Raw genomic sequence first — 18,617 nt, forward strand, 5'->3', positions numbered from 1 at the left:
GAAAGCGGTGTGTCAGACACGGAGATGTCGACTGGTATACCGTATTCGCGAGCAAGCCCGCTCCCACAGGTTTTTGCGTTTTCTGTTATTTCAGGTCAAACCGATCCAGCTCCATCACCTTGGCCCACGCCGCCACGAAGTCTTTGACGAACTGCTCTTTCGCGTCAGCACTCGCATACACCTCGGCCAGCGCCCGCAGTATCGCGTTGGAACCGAATACCAGATCAACCCGCGTCGCGGTCCACTTCACGCTACCGGTCTTGCGGTCGCGTCCTTCGAACTCATCCGCCGCTGCTGACGTCGGTTTCCACTCCACGCCCATGTCCAGCAGGTTGGTGAAGAAGTCGTTGCTCAGCGTTTCAGTGCGCGAGGTGAACACGCCATGCCGGCTCTGCCCGACATTCGCCCCCAATACCCGCAGACCACCGACCAGTACGGTCATTTCCGGAGCGGAGAGGGTGAGCAGTTGCGCCTTGTCGATCAGCAGCGCTTCGGCCGACACGGTGTATTTGCCCTTGCTGTAGTTGCGGAAACCATCGGCAATCGGTTCGAGGAAACCAAACGACTCGACATCGGTTTGCTCCTGAGTCGCGTCGGTGCGTCCTGGATTGAACGGCACAGAGACCGAGTGCCCGGCGTTTTTCGCCGCTTGCTCGACCCCGGCGTTACCCGCCAGCACGATCAGATCCGCCAGCGAGACTTTCTTGCCGGATGAGCCGGCGTTGAACTCGTTTTGAATGCCCTCAAGGGTCTTCAGCACCTTGTCCAGTTGCTCCGGCTGGTTGGCCTGCCAGAATTTCTGCGGGGCCAGACGCAGACGTCCGCCGTTGGCGCCCCCCCGTTTGTCCGAACCACGGAAGGTCGATGCGGCGGCCCAAGCGGTGGACACCAGTTGCGACACCGACAGACCGGACGCCAGCACTTTGCTTTTCAGCGCTGCCGCATCGTTGCTGTCGATCAGCGGGTGAGTGGCCTCAGGAATCGGATCCTGCCACAGCAATTCTTCGTTCGGCAGTTCCGGGCCGAGGTAGCGCGACAGCGGGCCCATGTCGCGGTGGATCAGCTTGTACCAGGCGCGGGCAAAGGCGTCTGCCAGTTGATCCGGGTTGGCCAGGAAGCGGCGGGCGATCGGCTCGTAGATCGGGTCGAAGCGTAGCGCCAGGTCGGAGGTGAGCATGGTCGGCGAGAGCTTTTTGCTTGGATCGTGCGCGTGCGGAACGGTGCCAGCGCCGCCGCCGTTCTTCGGTTTCCACTGATGCGCACCGGCCGGGCTTTTGAACAGTTCCCACTCGAAACCGAACAGGTTTTCCAGGTAGTTGTTGCTCCACTGAGTCGGGGTCGTGGTCCAGGTGACTTCGAGGCCACTGGTGATGGTGTCGGCGCCTTTGCCGGTGCCGAATGCGTTGCGCCAGCCGAGGCCTTGTTCTTCCAGGCCGGCCGCTTCCGGCTCAGGCCCGACATTATCGGCCGGGCCGGCGCCGTGGGTCTTGCCGAAGGCGTGACCGCCGGCGATCAGCGCGACGGTTTCTTCGTCGTTCATGGCCATGCGGCCGAAGGTTTCGCGGATATCGCGACCGGAGGCGACCGGGTCGGGATTGCCTTCAGGGCCTTCCGGGTTCACGTAAATCAGGCCCATCTGCACGGCGGCCAATGGATTTTCCAGATTACGTTCGCCCTGATCGGTGCGGCTTTGCTCTTTGCCGTGCAAGTCCGGTTCGGCCACCAGCGTACCGTCACCCGGTTCCTGCATGGCCGACTTGTCTTTGCCGTAGCGGCTGTCGCCGCCGAGCCATTCGCGCTCCGAACCCCAATACACGTCTTCGTCCGGTTCCCAGACATCGGGACGTCCGCCGGAGAAGCCGAAGGTCTTGAAGCCCATCGACTCCAGTGCAACGTTGCCGGTGAGCACGATCAGGTCGGCCCAGGAAATATTGCGGCCGTATTTCTGTTTGATCGGCCACAGCAGTCGCCGCGCTTTGTCGAGGCTGACGTTGTCCGGCCAGCTGTTGAGCGGGGCAAAACGCTGTTGTCCGGAGCCGGCGCCACCGCGACCATCTGCGGTGCGATAGGTGCCGGCGCTGTGCCAGGCCATGCGGATGAACAGCGGGCCGTAGTGGCCGAAGTCGGCTGGCCACCAGTCCTGGGAGTCGGTCATCAGCGCACGCAGGTCTTGTTTCAGGGCCTGGAAGTCCAGGCTCTGGAAGGCTTTGGCGTAGTCGAAGTCCTTGCCCAGCGGATCGGACTTGGGCGAGTGCTGGCTGAGGATCTTCAGGTTCAGTTGATTCGGCCACCAGTCACGGTTCGTCGTACCACCACCGGCGGCGTGGTTGAACGGGCATTTCGATTCGTTTGCCATGTTCGAGTCCTTATCAGGTCTTGTGCGGCCGGCTCATGCCGACTTCGGACTAGTAAGGCTAGACCCGACTTGGGCAGTCAGCTAATAGGCCGACTATTGGGGCGTGATAGGCGCAGTCTTTCGAGACCCTGGTAACGCGGGTCTATTCCATAGCTGACTGATACTTTGCCGAAAACTGGTTTGATAGCGCCGTTAATGATTTTAAATAGTGAACTTTTTATTTCGAATTGGGCTAGCGGCCTGTCAGATATGACAGTAGCGCTCGAAGTAATGGCGCATTAGCTTTGTCAGCGGAAGCAACGGTCTCAAGATTTTTGAGAGCCATTCATCACGATAAAACTATTTTGGAATGCATGCAGATGAGCGAATCAATTCATACAAAAGAGCAACTCGAGGCATTGTTAAAGAAGGCCAGTCAAGGTTATGACGGCGTGTTCAATGCATCTATTGGTGGTAAAAATTTCGTGTCGGCGACGGGGGATAATACGACGTTCTATGAAGCAGCGGACGACTTCTTGATTGTTGGATTTGATGACGAAAAACGAGGTCATGTTGCTTTCACCGTTCCAAAGAGCCTGGTTGGGGATGGCCCTCATAAGGTGGAATGGTATAGAGGCCAAATAAGTTGGAGCGCTGATGTCGATGGCGATTTTCAACTTGTTGAATCAGGATGGGCAGAGGTGACATTTTTGAAAAAGGTGTATGCACGAAACGGCGCTGAAGGTGACATCCATTTTCAATTGCCTGATGGACAGAAAATAGAGGGAGACTTTCAAATCAAACGTCGTTAGTAAACGTAAAGGGACGGATCTAATCCGTCCCTCCCTGATTTCAACTCGATTGCACAGTTTCATCATCCGGCAACGCATCCAACGGATCTTCCTGCCCAGGCAATTCAGTAATCACACTGAAATCCGTGACCTCGACCGCACCCAATCCATAACCCAGCAAATGAAACGAGAAAGCCTTGCGTTGCTGCGGGTTGTCGAAACTGAAATCCATCTGCAGCGGCTGATCGGCCGTGGCGACCATCTCGGTCGGCAGGCCCAGTTGCACGTCCTGTTCGAACTCCTTGGCTTTGAGCTGAATGTACGCCGCCTGCTGCGGGTCTACCGATCGTACGGTCAGGCGCACGCGGGTGTGCGAGCCCTTGGGCATTTCCAGGTATTGCGCGCCGATCAGGTTATCGGCCCAGTCATCCTTGATCTGCGCCTGCAGCGGGATCACGTTGTTGCTGCCGAACTGGTAACGCTGATTGAGCGGGGTGCGCAGTAGCGACAGGTCCAGGGCCATGGCCCGCGCGGCAATCTGCCGGGCCTGCTGGCTGCTTTCATTGCCCTTGAAGGTGGCCCGCTCGGCAATGAACCCGGCGCTTTCGTAGTAGCGGCAGCGGCGCGGCATGTCGCACTCGGAAAAGATCCCCTGGCCGTTGTGGTAGCGCAGCTTGCCGTTGGTGTAGGACATGATTTCGCGTCCGCTGTCGTAGTCGCGGAACAGCGAACGGCCGCTCAGCGCCGACGGCACCGGCAGATCGAAATAGTCGAGGATCGACGCGCTCAGATCGACATGACCGTAGACCCCGGCATTCAGTCGCGGCAGTTGCTCGTGTTCCGGTGCCAGAGTCAGGTTGAAACCCCAGGACGACGCCAGACGCACGCCATCGATGCCGTGGGATTCGTCCGAGGTGATCACCACCAGCGTGTCTTTCAGTACGCCCTGGCGTTCGAGACCGCTGAGGAACTGCTCCAGCGCATCATCGAGATAACCGACGGCAGCCTGTTTCGGCGTCTCGTAGCGCGCCAGATAGTCTTCCGGTGCGGAGTAGGGCTGGTGCGTGCCGACGGTCAACAGAGTGAGCATCCACGGTTGCTTCTGCTTCTTCAGTTGGCCGACGTAATCCAGCGCGCCTTCGAAGAACGCCTTGTCATCCTTGCCCCACGGAAACTCCAGATAGTTGGCGTTGCTGAACCACTCCAGACCATGGGTCGCATCGAAACCGATGTGCGGCATGATCTTGTCTTTGGCCATGAAACGCAGACCGGCGCCTTGCAGGTAGTGAGTGCTGAAGCCGTTCTGCCGCAGTTGCGCCGGCAGGCAGGCCTGATTGCGCTCCTGCTGGGTGAGCATTTCCACGCCTTTGGGCGTGCCGTTGTTGAGCTTGTCGTAATCGCCACAGAGCATGGCGTACAGGCCACGAATGGTCTGGTGCGTATGCAGCACGTAATCCGGGGTGTTCATGCCGCGCTCGGCCCAGCGACTGAGATGAGGCATCAGGTCTTCCTGATAATGACTGCCGATGGCCTCGCGATTGGCGCGGATGTACGCGCCGGGGATGCCCTCCAGGGCGATGATCAGCACATTGCGCGCCTGCCCCGGTGCGGCCAGCAGCTTGTGGCCATTGAGATCCAGATCGGTCAGCCCGGCCATCTGTGGCGCGGCGGGTTCGACGTCACCGTCCAGCCATTCCTCGGCCTGCAACTGCAGCTCGGCGACTTGCGAGGCGAGCAACTGATGCGGCAGGTTGTACAGGCGCCACGGATCCTCATCGTTCGGCCACTGGTTCTGCACGCCCCAGTGCGCGGCGAACAGCAGCGCCGGGGCCGCCCACACGGCACGGGGCAGGGCAGCAGCGGGCTGCGCGCGATTGGCGAAACGCGTCAGCAACCAGAGCAGCAGCGCCAGCAACAGGGCAACGCCCAGCGTCGGATGGGCAAAGCCGCCACCGGTGGAGTTCTCCACGAATTGCGGGTCAATCAGGTAATGCAGGTCGGATGGGTTCGGCAACCGGCCGACAGCGCTGACCAGCTCCGCCGTCGCCACCGCCAGCAACCCCCAGAACAGCAGCAACGGCAACGCCAGCCACCACGCACGGCGATGCAGCAACAGCACCAGCAAACTACCAATCGCCAGGTCGGACAAATAGCCCAGCGACGACGACCAGCCCAACGCCGCGCGCAGGCACACCGGTACAATCAGCACCAGCAGAATCAGGGAAAACAGGCGGGCATGCGGCTGCCGCAACCAACGCAATAAAACGCTCACAAACAAAGACCTTCCAGCCATCAAACCGTCATAAAAGTGTGCGCGATGATACCAAGGGTGGGCTGTCTGATCGCCCTTTTAAACTACCGGCTGATCCGCTCTCGCAGGCACGGCGCAGGGCTTGAGGCCGTGACTGGCGTTGGTGTCAGCGCGCTGACGGCTGACGCACAGCGTGTAATCGATGGCAGATTTATTGTTTCAGGCTGTTTAAATCAGCGCATGACGGCAAACGTGAGCGTGCTATGGATATTCGATAACGGTATTTAATTTCTGTTTTTTATAGCGATAGAGTTCGGCCTTTCAGCAATCCACCCTGCTGCGAGGTTGTCATGGCCATACCGTTCAAACGTTCTGCGCTGACTCTGTTGGCCGCATCCCTGGCAGGCAGTCTGCTGTTCAGCGCCGGCGCCCAGGCCGAAGGCAAGATCAGCATTGCCCAGCAATTCGGCATCGGTTATCTGATTCTCGATGTGGTCCGTGATCAGCAGTTGATCGAAAAACACGGCAAGGCGCAGGGGCTGGAGATCAAGGTCGACTGGAACAGCATCTCCGGCGCCACCGCCATGAACGAAGCGCTGCTGACCGGCGCGCTGGACGTGGTCTCCGCCGGGGTGCCGCCAATGCTCACCGTGTGGGATCGCACCCGGGGCAAACAGAACGTCAAGGCGATTGCCTCGCTCGGCTCGATGCCCAATTACCTGCTGACCAACAACCCGAACATCAAGACCCTGAAGGATTTCAGCGACAAGGATCGCATCGCCGTGCCGGCGGCGGGCGTGGGGTTCCAGTCGCGGACCCTGCAGATCGAAACGGCCAAGGAATTCGGCAATGACCAGTACAAAAAATTTGACGACATCTCGGTCAGCCTGCCGCATCCGGACGCCACGGCGGCGCTGATTGCCGGTGGTTCGGAAATCAACTCGCACTTCTCCAGCCCGCCGTTCCAGTATCAGGCGTTGCAAAACCCCAACGTGCACAAAGTGCTGAGTTCCTACGACGTGCTCGGCGGCCAGGCCACGTTCAACGTGCTCTACACCACGGAAAAATTCCACGACGAAAATCCCAGGACCTACAAGGCGTTCTACGACTCGTTGGCCGAAGCGGAAAAAATCATCAAGGCCGACAAGCCCGCCGCCGCCCAGGCGTACATCCGCGTCGAACAGTCCAAGCTGCCGCTGGCGCTGGTCGAACAGATCGTCAAAGACCCGGAAATCGACTTCACGGTGGTGCCGCAGCGCACGTTCATCTATGCCGAAAAATTGCAGGAACTGGGCGTGCTGAAGAACAAGGCCGACAGCTGGAAGGATTACTTTTTTGAAGAGGCGCATGGTGGCGCGGGGAGCTGACACCTCTCAGACAGCGCCCACCGCCGGCCAATTCGGCGATCAGTTCAAACCGTCGTCGAAGATGCTTTCAATCGGTAACTCGAACGCCCGGGCAATCTGAAAGGCCAGTGGCAGGCTCGGGTCGTAACGCTCGTTTTCGATGGCATTGATCGTCTGACGTGACACCTTGAGGCGTTCAGCCAGATCGACCTGCGACCAGTTGCGCTCGGCGCGCAGCGCCTTGAGGCGATTTTTCATTGGTAGCGACGTCGAGCGATTTGCAGGCCGACAATCCACATCGCGCCCATCACCGGCCACACGCAAGTCCACGATATGTGCGGGGCCCCGACGTTTTCCAGAAACCCGTAACTGAAGGTCAGCAACGCTGAGGCGGCGAAGGCAAACCCCAGCGCTTCGAACTGGATACGCAGATGCATTTCGTCCATGCGCCGCATGTTGCGCACGATACTCCAGCACATCAGTCCTGCCGGAATAACCGGTGTCAGCGCAACGACTGAGCGCAGAATCATGTTGGCGTCCGTCAGGTATTGCGTGGCAATCACTGAGGCCGTCAACACCAGCATGTAGAGGATCAAGGCTGCGCCCATTTCGAGGTAGTACCGGTTCATTTTTCAACTTCCTGTGTAAAAGACCCTTTACATACTTACTAAAATTTTCTTCTATGTAAAGCAAGCTTTCCATCAGCATCGAGCGGGTTGTTTCTGGACAGCCTGATGGCCACTCAGTAGCATTCGAGCCCAACGGACTTTCCCTTTGCACGTCGTCCGACGTGGAATTCTCAAGGAATCGACATGCGCGACACCCCCAATGGCGAACAACGAACGGTCGTGACCTTGGTCAACGGCGAGATTCATCACGAAACCCAGATCAGTTTCAGTTCGGTGTCGGTCGTCAATGGCGAAGTGCGGGTGCATACCGCTGAAGGCAATCAGATAAATGTCCAGGTACCGGGGGCGGACTTCTCATTGCGCTTTGATCTGGATGGAGTGCAGCAGATTCCACTGGCGCAGCAGACACCGGTTGAAACGGTGCCCGTCGATGACGGCCTGAAGTTGTTCACCTCGAAATCCGTGCTGATCACGCTTGGGCTGTGGTTCTTCGTCGGTTCGATTTTCGGTTGGCCGGGATTTTTCGTTGCAGCCGGATATTTCGGCTATCACTGGCGTCAGGTGTTGAAGCGCAAGCAGCAGTTGGCTGTGGCGCCCGTGGAGAAAACTGCAGCGGCATCGCGCTCGGGGATGTCGAGAGAAAGCGTGCGCAATGCACTGGCCCGCAAGCGCGGCTGACATGCGCGATAAAAAAGGGGCGACCTGATCATCAATCAGGCCGCCCCTTTTTATTACCGCCAAGTCAGATCAATGCATCTTGCTGTGATCGTGGCCTTCCATGTGCGTCAGCGCACGCACTTCGGCTTTGACTTCGACGGTTTCTTTCTCGCCCTTGGCGTTTTCCACGGTCAGGGTCAGCGGTACGCTTTCGCCTTCCTTGAGCTGGCCGGTCAGGCCCATCAGCATCACGTGGTAGCCGTTCGGGTCGAAGGTGACGGCTTTGCCGGCTGGCAGGTCGACCGATTTGACCGGGCCCATGCTCATCACGTCGTTCTTCATCGACATTTCGTGGATCTGCACATCCTTGGCCACTGGCGAGGCCACGCTCAGCAGTTTGCTGTCGCTGTCCGCGGTGACGGTCATGAACGCGCCGCTGGCCGATTGGGTCGGCACGGTCGCACGCACCCAGGCATCATCGACCTTGGTCTGAGCCGAGGCTTGAAACGCCAGGCCCAGCAGGGATAGGGCGAAAACGGCGCGTTTGATGTTGTTCAAAACGGGGTGCATCAGCAGACCTCCATAACGGTGAGCAAATCTTCCGTGCACTCTTGTGCCGAAAGCGATACAGACAGACCCATGCGCAACTGGCCGCGCGAGTCGTAGACGTAACTGGTGGACGTGTGGGAGATGGTGTAGGTGTCGCCGGCCGGCACCTTCTCGAAGAACACGTCGAATTCCTTGGCGGTGGCCCGGGTTTCTTCCAGCGTGCCGTACAGTGCGACGAAGCTCGGGTCGAAGGCTTTGACGTAGGCGTCGAGGATCTGCGGCGTGTCGCGTTCCGGGTCGAGGGTGATGAAGATCACCTGCAGACGGTCGCCGTCCTTGCCCATCAGCTTCTTGATTTGCGCGGCGCGGGCGAGGGTGGTCGGGCACACCGCCGGGCATTGGGTGAAGCCGAAGAAGATCATCGGCATCATCCCGCGAAAGCTCGACAGCGTCATGGTTTCGCCGTCGGTGTTCTTCAGCTTGAAGGTGCGTCCGAGGATCTTGTCACTCAGGTCCTTGCCGTACTTGTACGACAGTTGGCCACGGGTGTCGCAGCCCGCGAGCAGGCCCAGGCCCAGCACGCCCATTCCCGCAAGCACCTTGCGGCGAGTCAACAAAGCCGTCATCTAATACCGCCTTTTGCAGCCCGTCAGTCGGCAGGACTGGCGGGGGGTTAACCGTAAAAGCGGCGCATGATACCAAACTGACGGCAGACGCCGGCCACGGATCGCCGCGCGGCGCAGGATCGGGCGACAAAAGGTGTAAGAAAAAGTGACGACGGACTACTGAACATTCGCCTCATCGGCCTGCCAGCCGCCGCCCAGCGCGGTGTACAGGTTGACCTCGGCAACCAGCTGCGCAAGACGATCAGTGATCAGCCCCTGCTGTGAACTGAACAGCGAACGCTGTGCATCGAGAAACGTCAGGCTGCTGTCGACGCCATTCTGATAACGGTGTTGCGCCAGGTTGTAGTAGTCCTGAGTCGCCTGCACCAGATCGCGTTGCGCCTGCAATTGCTGCTGATAAGTGCTGCGCGCCGCCAGGCCATCAGCGACTTCCTGAAACGCGGTTTGAATCGATTTCTCGTATTCGGCGACCGCGACGTCTTTCTGCAATTTCGAATAATCCAGACTCGCGCGCAGGCTGCCGGCGTTGAAAATCGGCAAGTTGATTTGCGGCTGGAACGTCCACGCCCCGGAGCCGCCGCTGAACAGGCCGGACAGATCGCGGCTGGAGGTACCGGCGCTGGCGGTCAGGCTGACACTGGGGAAAAACGCCGCGCGCGCTGCGCCGATATTGGCGTTGGCCGCTTTCAGTTTGTACTCGGCCTGGAGAATGTCCGGGCGCCGTTGCAGCAGATCCGACGGCAACCCGGCCGGCAATTGCTGAACCAGATCGTTGGCCAGTGGTTGCGCCGGCAGTTGCTCGGGGACCTGAGCGCCAACCAGCAGCGTCAGGCTGTTGAGATCTTGCGCCACCTGGCGTTTGTATCGCGCCAGATTGGCCCGCGAACTGTCAACGCTGGTCCTGGCCTGCGCCTGTTCCAGCGCCGAAGACTTGCCGGCCTCACGGTTGCGCGTGGTCAGGCGCAGGCTTTGCTCATCCGCGGCCAGGGTCTGGCGCGTCAGTTCGAGCAACTCCTGATCGGCGCGCCAGGTCAGGTAGGCATTGGCGACGTTGGCCACCAGACTCAGCTGGGCACTGCGCCGCGCCTGTTCGGTCGCCAGCCAGGTTTGCAGCGCCTGTTCGCTGAGGCTGCGCACTCGGCCGAAAAAATCCAGTTCATAGGCACTGACACCCAGATTCACCGCATAGGTCGAATTGATCATGGCTTTGCTGCGGGTCACGCTGGGCGGCATGCGCTGGCGCGACTCGCTGGCATTGGCCGACACCGCCGGCAGCAGATCGGCGCGCTGGATCCGGTATTGCGCCTGAAACGCCTCGACGTTCAGCGCGGCCACTCGCAGATCGCGATTGTTCACCAGCGCGCTTTCGATCAACTGTTGCAGCGCCGGGTCGTTGAACAGCGTGCGCCAGTCTTCAGCGCGCGCTGCAGCGGGTGTCGGTGCCGGGTAAACCGCGCCTTGCGGATACTGCGCCGCGCTCGGTGAAGCAGGACGCTGGTAGTCAGGAATCAACGAACAACCGGCCAGCAGGGCGGCGAGGGACAGCAGGGAAATGCGCAGCATCGAACGCTCTCATGCAGAAAAAACACGTGCCGGGGACTGCGTCCCCACACCACCATCGAACATCGTTGAACCACGACCGCGCGGTTACGCCCCGGCCATCCAGCGCGCCAGGCCATGCCGTCCGCTGACCCCCAGTTTGGCGGTCGCACGCTTGAGGTAGGTCTCGACCGAACTGCTCTTGACCCGCAGCTTCTCGGCCAGTTGCGGCACGGTACCGCCGGTCAACAAACCGAGGCAGACTTCTTTCTCTCGGGCCGACAGCACGATGCCACCCAGCGCCAGGCGTTCGTCGAACACCTGCTGCAACGGCGCCTGCTCCAGATCGGCCAAGGGCAGGCGCGGCTGTTTGGCGACAATCTGCCGACTGAGCTGCGCGTGCCGTTCAATCAGCGGCAACAGGGTGTCGGACAGGCTTTTCAGAAACGACAGCTCCGGCAAGGAAAACACCCGTTGCGTATGCGGTCGGTAGAACGAGATGACACAGCGGCGATTAGAGGTGCGGGACACCAGATTGCACTGGTGCACGCTGTGCTGCGGATGTTGCGGCTGGAGCGACGCTTTGAGTTGAATCAGCAGGGAATCATTCATCTCGATCATCTTCTGCAACAACGGATGATCGTCCGGACTTTTCAACGGGTCCGGTGGCGGGAAGGTCTGCGGCAGTCCGGCGCTGCCCAGCGCCTTGATCTCGACCACGCTGGCCTGACGTTCGTCCAGCGTCCACTCACTGAGATCGACGCGATTGACCGGCACCAGGGTGTCGACCAACTGGAACAGGTTGCTGGCGAAATGATCGTCGCCGGTGCTGGCAATCAGTTCCCCCAGTTGCCAGTAGAAATGCGGGTTTTCCATGTTGCGAATGCTGCCGGTCAGATTCATATCCTTGTCATCCCTGGTTCCGAGTCATCACCGAGTCGTCCGCTGTTTATGCAAAAGCCGCCCACGCAATCGTCTCTCCTTGAAACTGATCTGGGGCGGGATTTAAGCCTATGGATTTGTCCTACGTCTGTAGGGGAAAACAGGGACACAAAGTGCCATCATTTCTGAAAGTTGGCGCCGGGCTTCTGACGCCATTTGCTACAGGTGTTGCGCATCGCGTGACTGTTTGGTCACGGCAAGACCTTGAAAACCGGGGCAGTGGCGTTTTTTTGAGGTCACAACGCAGGTCGATGGCAGCGCTGGTGTGTGGCATTTTTCCTACAGAATTTTCAGTGTTTCCTCTCCGAACTTTTAGTGGGTTCCCACCCAATCAGGGGCTACAAGCGCTGACAGGCCAGCGCCCGGGGCGGGGTTGTCCGGGTTTTACGTGTCATGTCGGCATCGGGGCCGATGCTTGAATAGGCGCAAAATCACATGAGAAGGATCTTATGCCGCCTATTTCTGCCCCTGCGGTGGCCACGCCGTCCGCATCGCTCCAGACGTATCCGCTGACCGCTGCGCAGCTGGATATCTGGCTGGATCAGCTGAGTCGCGGGGATTCGCCGCTGTACAACATCGGCGGCTACCTGGACCTCAGCGGGCCGCTGGATCCGGCGCGGATGCAGGCTGCGCTGGAAGCACTGGTAGCCCGGCATGACGCGCTGCGCACGATTCTGCTGCCGGGCGCTGGCGCCGATGGCCTGCCTTTGCAGCAGTTCGCCCGGTCAGTAGCGGTGCCGATGCCGATCGACGATGTGTCGGCGCACAGCGACCCGGAATCGGCGGCGCGGGCATTGGTGCAGGCGCGCATCGATCAGCCCTTTGTGCTGGACGGCGGCTGCCTGTTGCGCTTTCTGTTGATCCGCCTCGATGAGCAGCGACACTGGCTGTCCGTGCAGGCGCATCACTTGATCGTCGATGGCTGGGGCTTCGGCGAAATGTTCAAGTCGCTGGACGAGATCTACAACGCGCTGGCGCACGGCCAACCGGCACCGGTCGCGGCGCCGTCGTACATCGACTTCATCGAGGACGATGCGCGCTATCAAGCGTCGCCGCGTTATGCGCAGGATCGCGCCTATTGGCTGGACAAGTACCGACAATTGCCCGAGCCGCTGTTGCTGCCACGGCATCAGCAGAGTCTGGCCGGCCAGACCGCGCAGACGCAGGTCTACGCGCAGCCCTTGCCGGCGTTGCTGCACGAGCGCATGCAGCAGGTGGCCCGAGCGTTCGGCGCGTCGGCGTTCCATGTGTTGCTGGCGGCGCTGCATGTCTACTTCAGCCGCACCGCACAACGTGACGAATGGGTGGTTGGATTGCCGATTCTCAACCGCTCCGGCGCGCGCTTCAAATCCACCCTCGGGCTGTTCGCCCAGGTCAGTGCGGTGCGCATGGGCTTCGGTCGCCATTGCACGTTCGCTGAACTAGTCCGGGCGATTCGCGATGAACTGCGCCAGGACTTTCGCCATCAGCGTTTCCCCGTGAGCGAGATGAATCGCGCCCTCGGCCTGCTGCGGGAGGAGCGCTCGCAGCTGTTCGAGGTCACGGTGTCCTACGAGCAGGGCACTCACGATTATCGCTACGGCGAGGCGTCGGGACGGATCATCAAGGCTTCGAACGTCGAAGAGGCCACACCGCTGGCGGTGCACTTGCTGAGCAATCTGGCCAATGACGACGCACGGCTGTACCTGATCTACAGCGAGGCGTATTTCAACGCCGATGAAGTCCAGGCACTGGCTGAACGCTGGTTGCTGATTCTGGAGCAGGGACTGGAAGCGGAGAATCTGGCGGTGGCGGATTTCGACCTAAGCACGCCGGAAGAAACCGCGCGGCTGCAACAGTGGAATGCCACGCGGGTGGACTACCCGGCGCCGACGCCCCTTCAGCAACGTATCGAAGCGCAGGCGACGCTACGGCCGCAGGCGCTGGCGGCGGTTGAGCAAGGGCAAGGCCTGACCTATGCCGAACTCAATCAACGCGCCAACGCGCTGGCTCATCATCTGCTCGATCTCGGGGTGCGCCCGGATGACCGGGTGGCGATCGTTGCCTGGCGCGGGCTCGACACGCTGGTCGGACTGTTGGCGATCCTCAAGGCTGGCGCCGCGTATGTACCGCTGGATCCGGCGCATCCAGCCGAGCGCCTGAGCTACCTGCTGGAGGACAGCGCGCCCATCGCGGTGCTGACCCAGCGCGCGCTGCGCGGGCATTTGCCGGCGTTGTCGGTGCCGGTGATCGAGCTGGATCAGCCGAGTTGGTCGGCTGGCCGGGTCGACGCGCCGAAGGTGCCGGGGCTGACCCCGGCCAACCTCGCTTATGTGATTTATACCTCCGGCTCGACCGGCCTGCCCAAGGGGGTGATGGTCGAGCACCGCACCCTGTGCAATCTGGTCGATTGGCACGCTGATGTCTTCGACCTGCATGCCGGCAGCCATACCTCAAGCCTGGCCGGTTTCGGTTTCGATGCGATGGCCTGGGAAGTCTGGCCGGCGCTGTGCGTGGGCGCGACCCTGCACCTGGCGCCGGCCAGTGAAGGTAGCGAAGACATCGATGCGCTGCTCGACTGGTGGCGTGCGCAGCCGCTGGACGTGAGTTTTTTGCCGACGCCGATCGCCGAATACGCGTTCAGCCGCCAGCTCGATCACCCGACGTTGCGCACGCTGCTGATCGGTGGCGATCGCCTGCGCCAGTTCCCGCGTCAGCCATCGTTCGAAGTGATCAACAACTACGGCCCGACCGAAGCCACGGTGGTGGCGACCTCGGGACGTATCGACGCCGGGCAGGCGCTGCACATCGGCAAACCGGTGAGCAACGCCACGGTGTATCTGCTCGACGAGCAACAGCAACCGGTGCCGCTGGGCGTGACGGGCGAGTTGTACGTCGGCGGGGCCGGGGTGGCGCGCGGTTACCTGAACCGCGCAGAGCTGAGCGCCGAGCGTTTCCTGCGCGACCCGTTCAGTGCTGAACCGGGCGCGCGCCTGTACCGCACCGGCGACCTCGCGCGGTGGCGCGCCGACGGCAATCTGGAGTATCTGGGGCGCAACGATGATCAGGTGAAAATCCGTGGCATCCGGATCGAGCCGGGGGAGATCGAGAGCGCACTCGCCAGCCATTCGGCGGTGCGCGAAGCGGTGGTGCTGGTGCGCGACGGGCAATTGCTGGCGTGGTTCACCGAGCAGGCGCCGCTGGACATCAATGAGCTGCACGCGCAGCTGAAAACTCGCCTGAGCAGTGCCATGCTGCCGAGCGCCTATGTGCGTCTGTCGGCGCTGCCGCTGACCGCCAACGGCAAGGTCGATCGCAAGGCACTGCCGGCGCCCGGGCCGGACGATCTGATTCGCCGCGAATACGAGGCGCCGCAGGGTGAGGTCGAAATCGCCCTGGCGCAGATCTGGGCCGAAGTCCTGCAAGTCGAGCGGGTCGGGCGTCACGATCACTTCTTCGAACTCGGCGGGCATTCGTTGCTGGCGGTGATGCTGATCGAGCGCATGCGTCAGCTCGATCTGAGCAGCGACGTGCGCGTGCTGTTCAGTCAGCCGACCCTGACGGCGCTGGCGGCTTCGGTCGGCAGCGGTCGGGAGATCGAAGTGCCGGCCAACCGCATCGCCGCCGATTGCACCCACATCACCCCGGATATGCTGACCCTGCTGCAACTGGATCAGCCGACCCTCGACCGGATCGTTGCTACGGTACCGGGCGGCGCCGCCAACGTGCAGGACATCTACCCGTTGGCACCGCTGCAGGAAGGCATTCTCTATCACCACATCACCGCCGCGCAGGGCGATCCGTACCTGCTGCAATCGCAACTGGCGTTCGACAGTCTTGACCGCGTCGAGGCTTTCGCCGCAGCGTTGCGAGAAGTCATGGCGCGGCACGACATTCTGCGCACTTCGGTGCTCTGGGTAGGGCTGACCACCCCGGTGCAGGTGGTGTGGCGCGCGGCAATTCTGCCGTTGCAGGAGGTCGAACTGGACCCGGCCGACGGCCCGATCATCGACCAGTTGCACGCGCGCTTCAACGCCCGGCGTTATCGCCTCGACGTCAGCCAGGCGCCGCTGATGCGCCTGGTGTATGCCCGTGATCCGGCGCTGGATCGGGTGGTGGGGATTCTGCTGTTCCATCACTTGGCGATGGATCACATCGCCCTCGAAGTGATGCGCAGCGAAATGCAGGCCAGTCTGTCGGGGCAGGTCGTGGCGCTGGCGCCGCCGGTGCCGTATCGCAATTACGTGGCGCAGACGCGGCTGGGCGTCAGCGAGCAGGAACACGAGGCGTTTTTCCGTGAGCAACTGGCGGACATCGACGAGCCGACCCTGCCATTCGGCCTGCAGGAAGTGCAGGGCGACGGACGCGGCATCGACGAAGCGCAGCAGGCGTTGCCGGCTGACGTCTATCAGCGTCTGCGCACCCAAGCACGACAGGCCGGGGTCAGCGTGGCGAGTCTGATTCATATGGCGTGGGCACGGGTGCTAGCGGCGACATCCGGCCAGCAGCGTGTGGTGTTCGGCACGGTGCTGATGGGGCGTATGCAAGGCGGCGAGGGCGCTGACCGGGCCTTGGGCGTGTTCATCAACAGCTTGCCGTTGCGCATCGATGTCGATGCCGGGTTGCTCGACGCCGTGCGCGCCACCCATGCGCGGCTGACCGCGCTGCTCGGGCATGAGCACGCGTCGCTGGCACTGGCTCAGCGCTGCAGCGGCGTCGCCTCGCCGTCACCGTTGTTCAGCGCTCTGCTCAATTATCGGCACAGTGACGAGTCCGAACTGCTGGAGCCGTCCAGCCATGCCTGGAAAGGCATCGAAACCCTGGCCAACGAGGAGCGCACCAATTACCCGCTGACCATGAGCGTGGATGATTTTGGCAACGGCTTGCGCCTCACCGGCAGGGCCGTGGTGCAGATCGGCGCGCAGCGGATTTGCGGCTACATGCAAACCGCGTTGAGCGGCCTGGTACAGGCCTTGGAGCAGACGCCGCAACAACTGTTGAACCGCTTGCCGATCCTGCAAGCCGAGGAGTTGCAACGTTTGCTGATCACCTTCAACGTCACCGAGGTCGATTGTCCGCTGGAGCAGCCACTGCACGCGTTGTTCGAAGCGCAGGTGCGGCATAAGCCGGACGCCATCGCGCTGCAATCCGCGCAGGGAACCCTGACTTACCTTGAGCTCAATCAGCGCGCCAATCGTCTGGCCCATCACCTGCGTGAACTCGGCGTGCAACCGGACTCGCGCGTAGCAATCTGCGTCGAGCGCGGACTGGATCTGATCGTTGGTTTGCTCGGCATCCTCAAGGCTGGCGGCGCCTATGTGCCGCTGGATCCGGACTATCCGCTGGAGCGTCTGAACTACATGTTGCAGGACAGCGCGCCGGTCGCACTGCTGGTGCATGACGCCACGCGGCAATTGCTCGGCGAGCCGGGTGTGACGACGATCAATCTTAATCACGGCAGTTGGGAGCAGCAGCCGTCAGACAATCTGCAGGTGCCGGGCCTGAGCGCTTCGAACCTCGCTTACATGATCTACACCTCGGGCTCCACCGGGTTGCCCAAAGGCGTGATGATCGAGCATCGCAGCGCCTGCAACATGGTGCATTGGGGTTCGCAGCTCAGTCCGCCGACCGAACACGGTGCGTTGCTGCAAAAAGCACCGTTCAGCTTCGACAGTTCGGTGTGGGAGATCTTCTGGCCGCTGTGTTCCGGGATGCGTCTGGTACTGGCGCGACCGGACGGCAACCGCGATTCGGCGTATGTGGTGCAGACCATTCGCGAGCAGCAGGTGACGGTAGTCAAGTTCGTCCCGGCGCTGTTGCAGCAGTTCATCGAACAGGACGGTGTCGAACAGTGCACCAGCCTGACCGATGTGCTCAACGGTGGTGGCGAACTCAGCGCAGCGCTGGCCCGCCAAGTGCGCGATCGCCTGCCGTGGGTGCGGTTGCACAACGTTTACGGCCCGACTGAAACCACGGTGGACAGCACGGGCTGGACGCTGGAACCGCACATGCCAGTGCCGGAAAACGTGGTGCCAATCGGCAAGGCGTTGAGCAACACCCGCCTGTACGTGCTCGACGCGTACGGACAACCGGTGCCGCAAGGCGTCAGCGGTGAGTTGCACATTGGCGGTGTCGGCGTTGCGCGTGGTTATCACGGACTGCCGGAGATGCAGGCCGAGCGCTTCATCGACAGCCCGTTTGTGGCGGGTGATCGCCTGTACCGAACGGGCGACCTGGCGCGCTACAACCACCACGGGGAACTTGAATTCCTCGGCCGCAATGACTTCCAGATCAAGCTGCGGGGCTTGCGTCTGGAACCGGGAGAAATCGAGGCGCGGTTGATTGAGCATCCGGCAATTCGCCAAGCGGTAGTGATGGTCCGCGATGAGCGTCTGGTGGCCTGGTACACCGTGCGTTCCGGCGTGGAAGCACCGAGTCTTGAGACGTTGCGCGGCCATGTGCTGGAGCGTTTGCCGGAGTACATGGTGCCCGGTGCGTTTGTGCTGCTCGACGCTTTGCCGCTGACACCGAACGACAAGATCGATCGCAAAGCCTTGCCGGAACCGGGTGCAGACGCGGTGATCAACCGCCCATACGTGGCGCCCGAGGGTGAAGTCGAAACCGCGCTGGCGCAGATCTGGGGTGAAGTACTCGGCGTCGAACAGGTCGGTCGTCACGACAACTTCTTCGAACTCGGCGGGCATTCGTTGCTGGCGGTGAGTCTGGTGGCGCGTATGCGTCAGAGCGGTTTGCACACCGACGCCCGGGCACTGTTCAGCCAGCCGACGCTGGCGGCACTGGCGCTCAGCACCACACCCGAGGCGCAGCAAGTGGCCATCCCGCAAACCACCATCCCGAGCCTCACCCGCAAACGCCGGCTCTAGCCCGGAATTGATTGTGTAAACCAAACCCTGTGGGAGCGGGCTTGCTCGCGAATGCGGTGTAACAGTCACCATCAACATCGACTGACCCA

General features: G+C 61.3%; 12 protein-coding genes. 4 read left to right on the forward strand and 8 right to left on the reverse strand.

Features of this window, described 5'->3' with window-relative positions; translation table 11 throughout:
- Positions 1-85 precede the first annotated feature (85 nt).
- Positions 86-2,356 (reverse strand): catalase/peroxidase HPI, encoded by a 2,271-nt coding sequence (gene katG, locus HDC30_RS23045; protein WP_183785145.1) that lies wholly within the window; start codon positions 2,354-2,356, stop codon positions 86-88.
- Between the two features lie 359 nt (positions 2,357-2,715).
- On the opposite strand from katG, the gene HDC30_RS23050 reads away from it, so the two are divergent.
- On the forward strand, positions 2,716-3,147 hold the full coding sequence (locus HDC30_RS23050; RefSeq protein WP_183785147.1) for a hypothetical protein: 432 nt from the start codon (positions 2,716-2,718) through the stop codon (positions 3,145-3,147).
- Between the two features lie 40 nt (positions 3,148-3,187).
- On the opposite strand, the gene HDC30_RS23055 is transcribed toward HDC30_RS23050, so the two are convergent.
- Positions 3,188-5,419 carry an LTA synthase family protein gene (locus tag HDC30_RS23055; RefSeq protein ID WP_183785149.1) on the reverse strand — a complete coding sequence of 744 codons (2,232 nt, stop codon included), beginning with the start codon at positions 5,417-5,419 and terminating at the stop codon, positions 3,188-3,190.
- 308 nt (positions 5,420-5,727) lie between these two features.
- Between HDC30_RS23055 and HDC30_RS23060 the strand changes: the two genes are divergently transcribed.
- Entirely contained in the window at positions 5,728-6,744 is a 1,017-nt protein-coding gene (locus HDC30_RS23060) for an ABC transporter substrate-binding protein (RefSeq protein WP_183785151.1), read from the forward strand.
- Positions 6,745-6,783: 39 nt separating this feature from the next.
- Here the strand turns inward: HDC30_RS23060 and HDC30_RS23065 are convergent, their stop codons facing one another.
- Both HDC30_RS23065 and HDC30_RS23070 read right to left on the reverse strand, forming a co-directional pair.
- The gene (locus HDC30_RS23065; RefSeq protein WP_003224191.1) at positions 6,784-6,981 is read right to left on the reverse strand and encodes a helix-turn-helix transcriptional regulator; all 198 of its coding nucleotides are present in this window, start codon (positions 6,979-6,981) and stop codon (positions 6,784-6,786) included.
- On the reverse strand, positions 6,978-7,352 hold the full coding sequence (locus HDC30_RS23070) for a hypothetical protein (protein ID WP_183785153.1): 375 nt from the start codon (positions 7,350-7,352) through the stop codon (positions 6,978-6,980). The genes HDC30_RS23065 and HDC30_RS23070 overlap by 4 nt, the downstream gene beginning before the upstream one ends.
- A gap of 183 nt (positions 7,353-7,535) precedes the next feature.
- On the opposite strand from HDC30_RS23070, the gene HDC30_RS23075 reads away from it, so the two are divergent.
- Positions 7,536-8,030 (forward strand): hypothetical protein, encoded by a 495-nt coding sequence (locus HDC30_RS23075; RefSeq protein ID WP_183785155.1) that lies wholly within the window; start codon positions 7,536-7,538, stop codon positions 8,028-8,030.
- Positions 8,031-8,099: 69 nt separating this feature from the next.
- On the opposite strand, the gene HDC30_RS23080 is transcribed toward HDC30_RS23075, so the two are convergent.
- From HDC30_RS23080 to HDC30_RS23095, 4 genes are all read right to left on the reverse strand, one after another.
- Positions 8,100-8,579 (reverse strand): copper chaperone PCu(A)C, encoded by a 480-nt coding sequence (locus HDC30_RS23080; protein ID WP_027613130.1) that lies wholly within the window; start codon positions 8,577-8,579, stop codon positions 8,100-8,102.
- On the reverse strand, positions 8,579-9,184 hold the full coding sequence (locus HDC30_RS23085) for an SCO family protein (RefSeq protein WP_115987469.1): 606 nt from the start codon (positions 9,182-9,184) through the stop codon (positions 8,579-8,581). The genes HDC30_RS23080 and HDC30_RS23085 overlap by 1 nt, the downstream gene beginning before the upstream one ends.
- Before the next feature lie 156 nt (positions 9,185-9,340).
- On the reverse strand, positions 9,341-10,747 hold the full coding sequence (locus HDC30_RS23090; protein ID WP_311662338.1) for an efflux transporter outer membrane subunit: 1,407 nt from the start codon (positions 10,745-10,747) through the stop codon (positions 9,341-9,343).
- A gap of 84 nt (positions 10,748-10,831) precedes the next feature.
- Complete coding sequence (locus HDC30_RS23095) at positions 10,832-11,626, reverse strand: helix-turn-helix transcriptional regulator (RefSeq protein WP_098968297.1); 795 nt, start codon at positions 11,624-11,626, stop codon at positions 10,832-10,834.
- Positions 11,627-12,114: 488 nt separating this feature from the next.
- Between HDC30_RS23095 and HDC30_RS23100 the strand changes: the two genes are divergently transcribed.
- Entirely contained in the window at positions 12,115-18,528 is a 6,414-nt protein-coding gene (locus tag HDC30_RS23100; RefSeq protein WP_183785157.1) for a non-ribosomal peptide synthetase, read from the forward strand.
- Positions 18,529-18,617 lie beyond the last annotated feature (89 nt).

This window comes from Pseudomonas sp. JAI115, from assembly GCF_014200835.1.
In the GTDB taxonomy this organism is placed as follows: domain Bacteria; phylum Pseudomonadota; class Gammaproteobacteria; order Pseudomonadales; family Pseudomonadaceae; genus Aquipseudomonas; species Aquipseudomonas putida_A.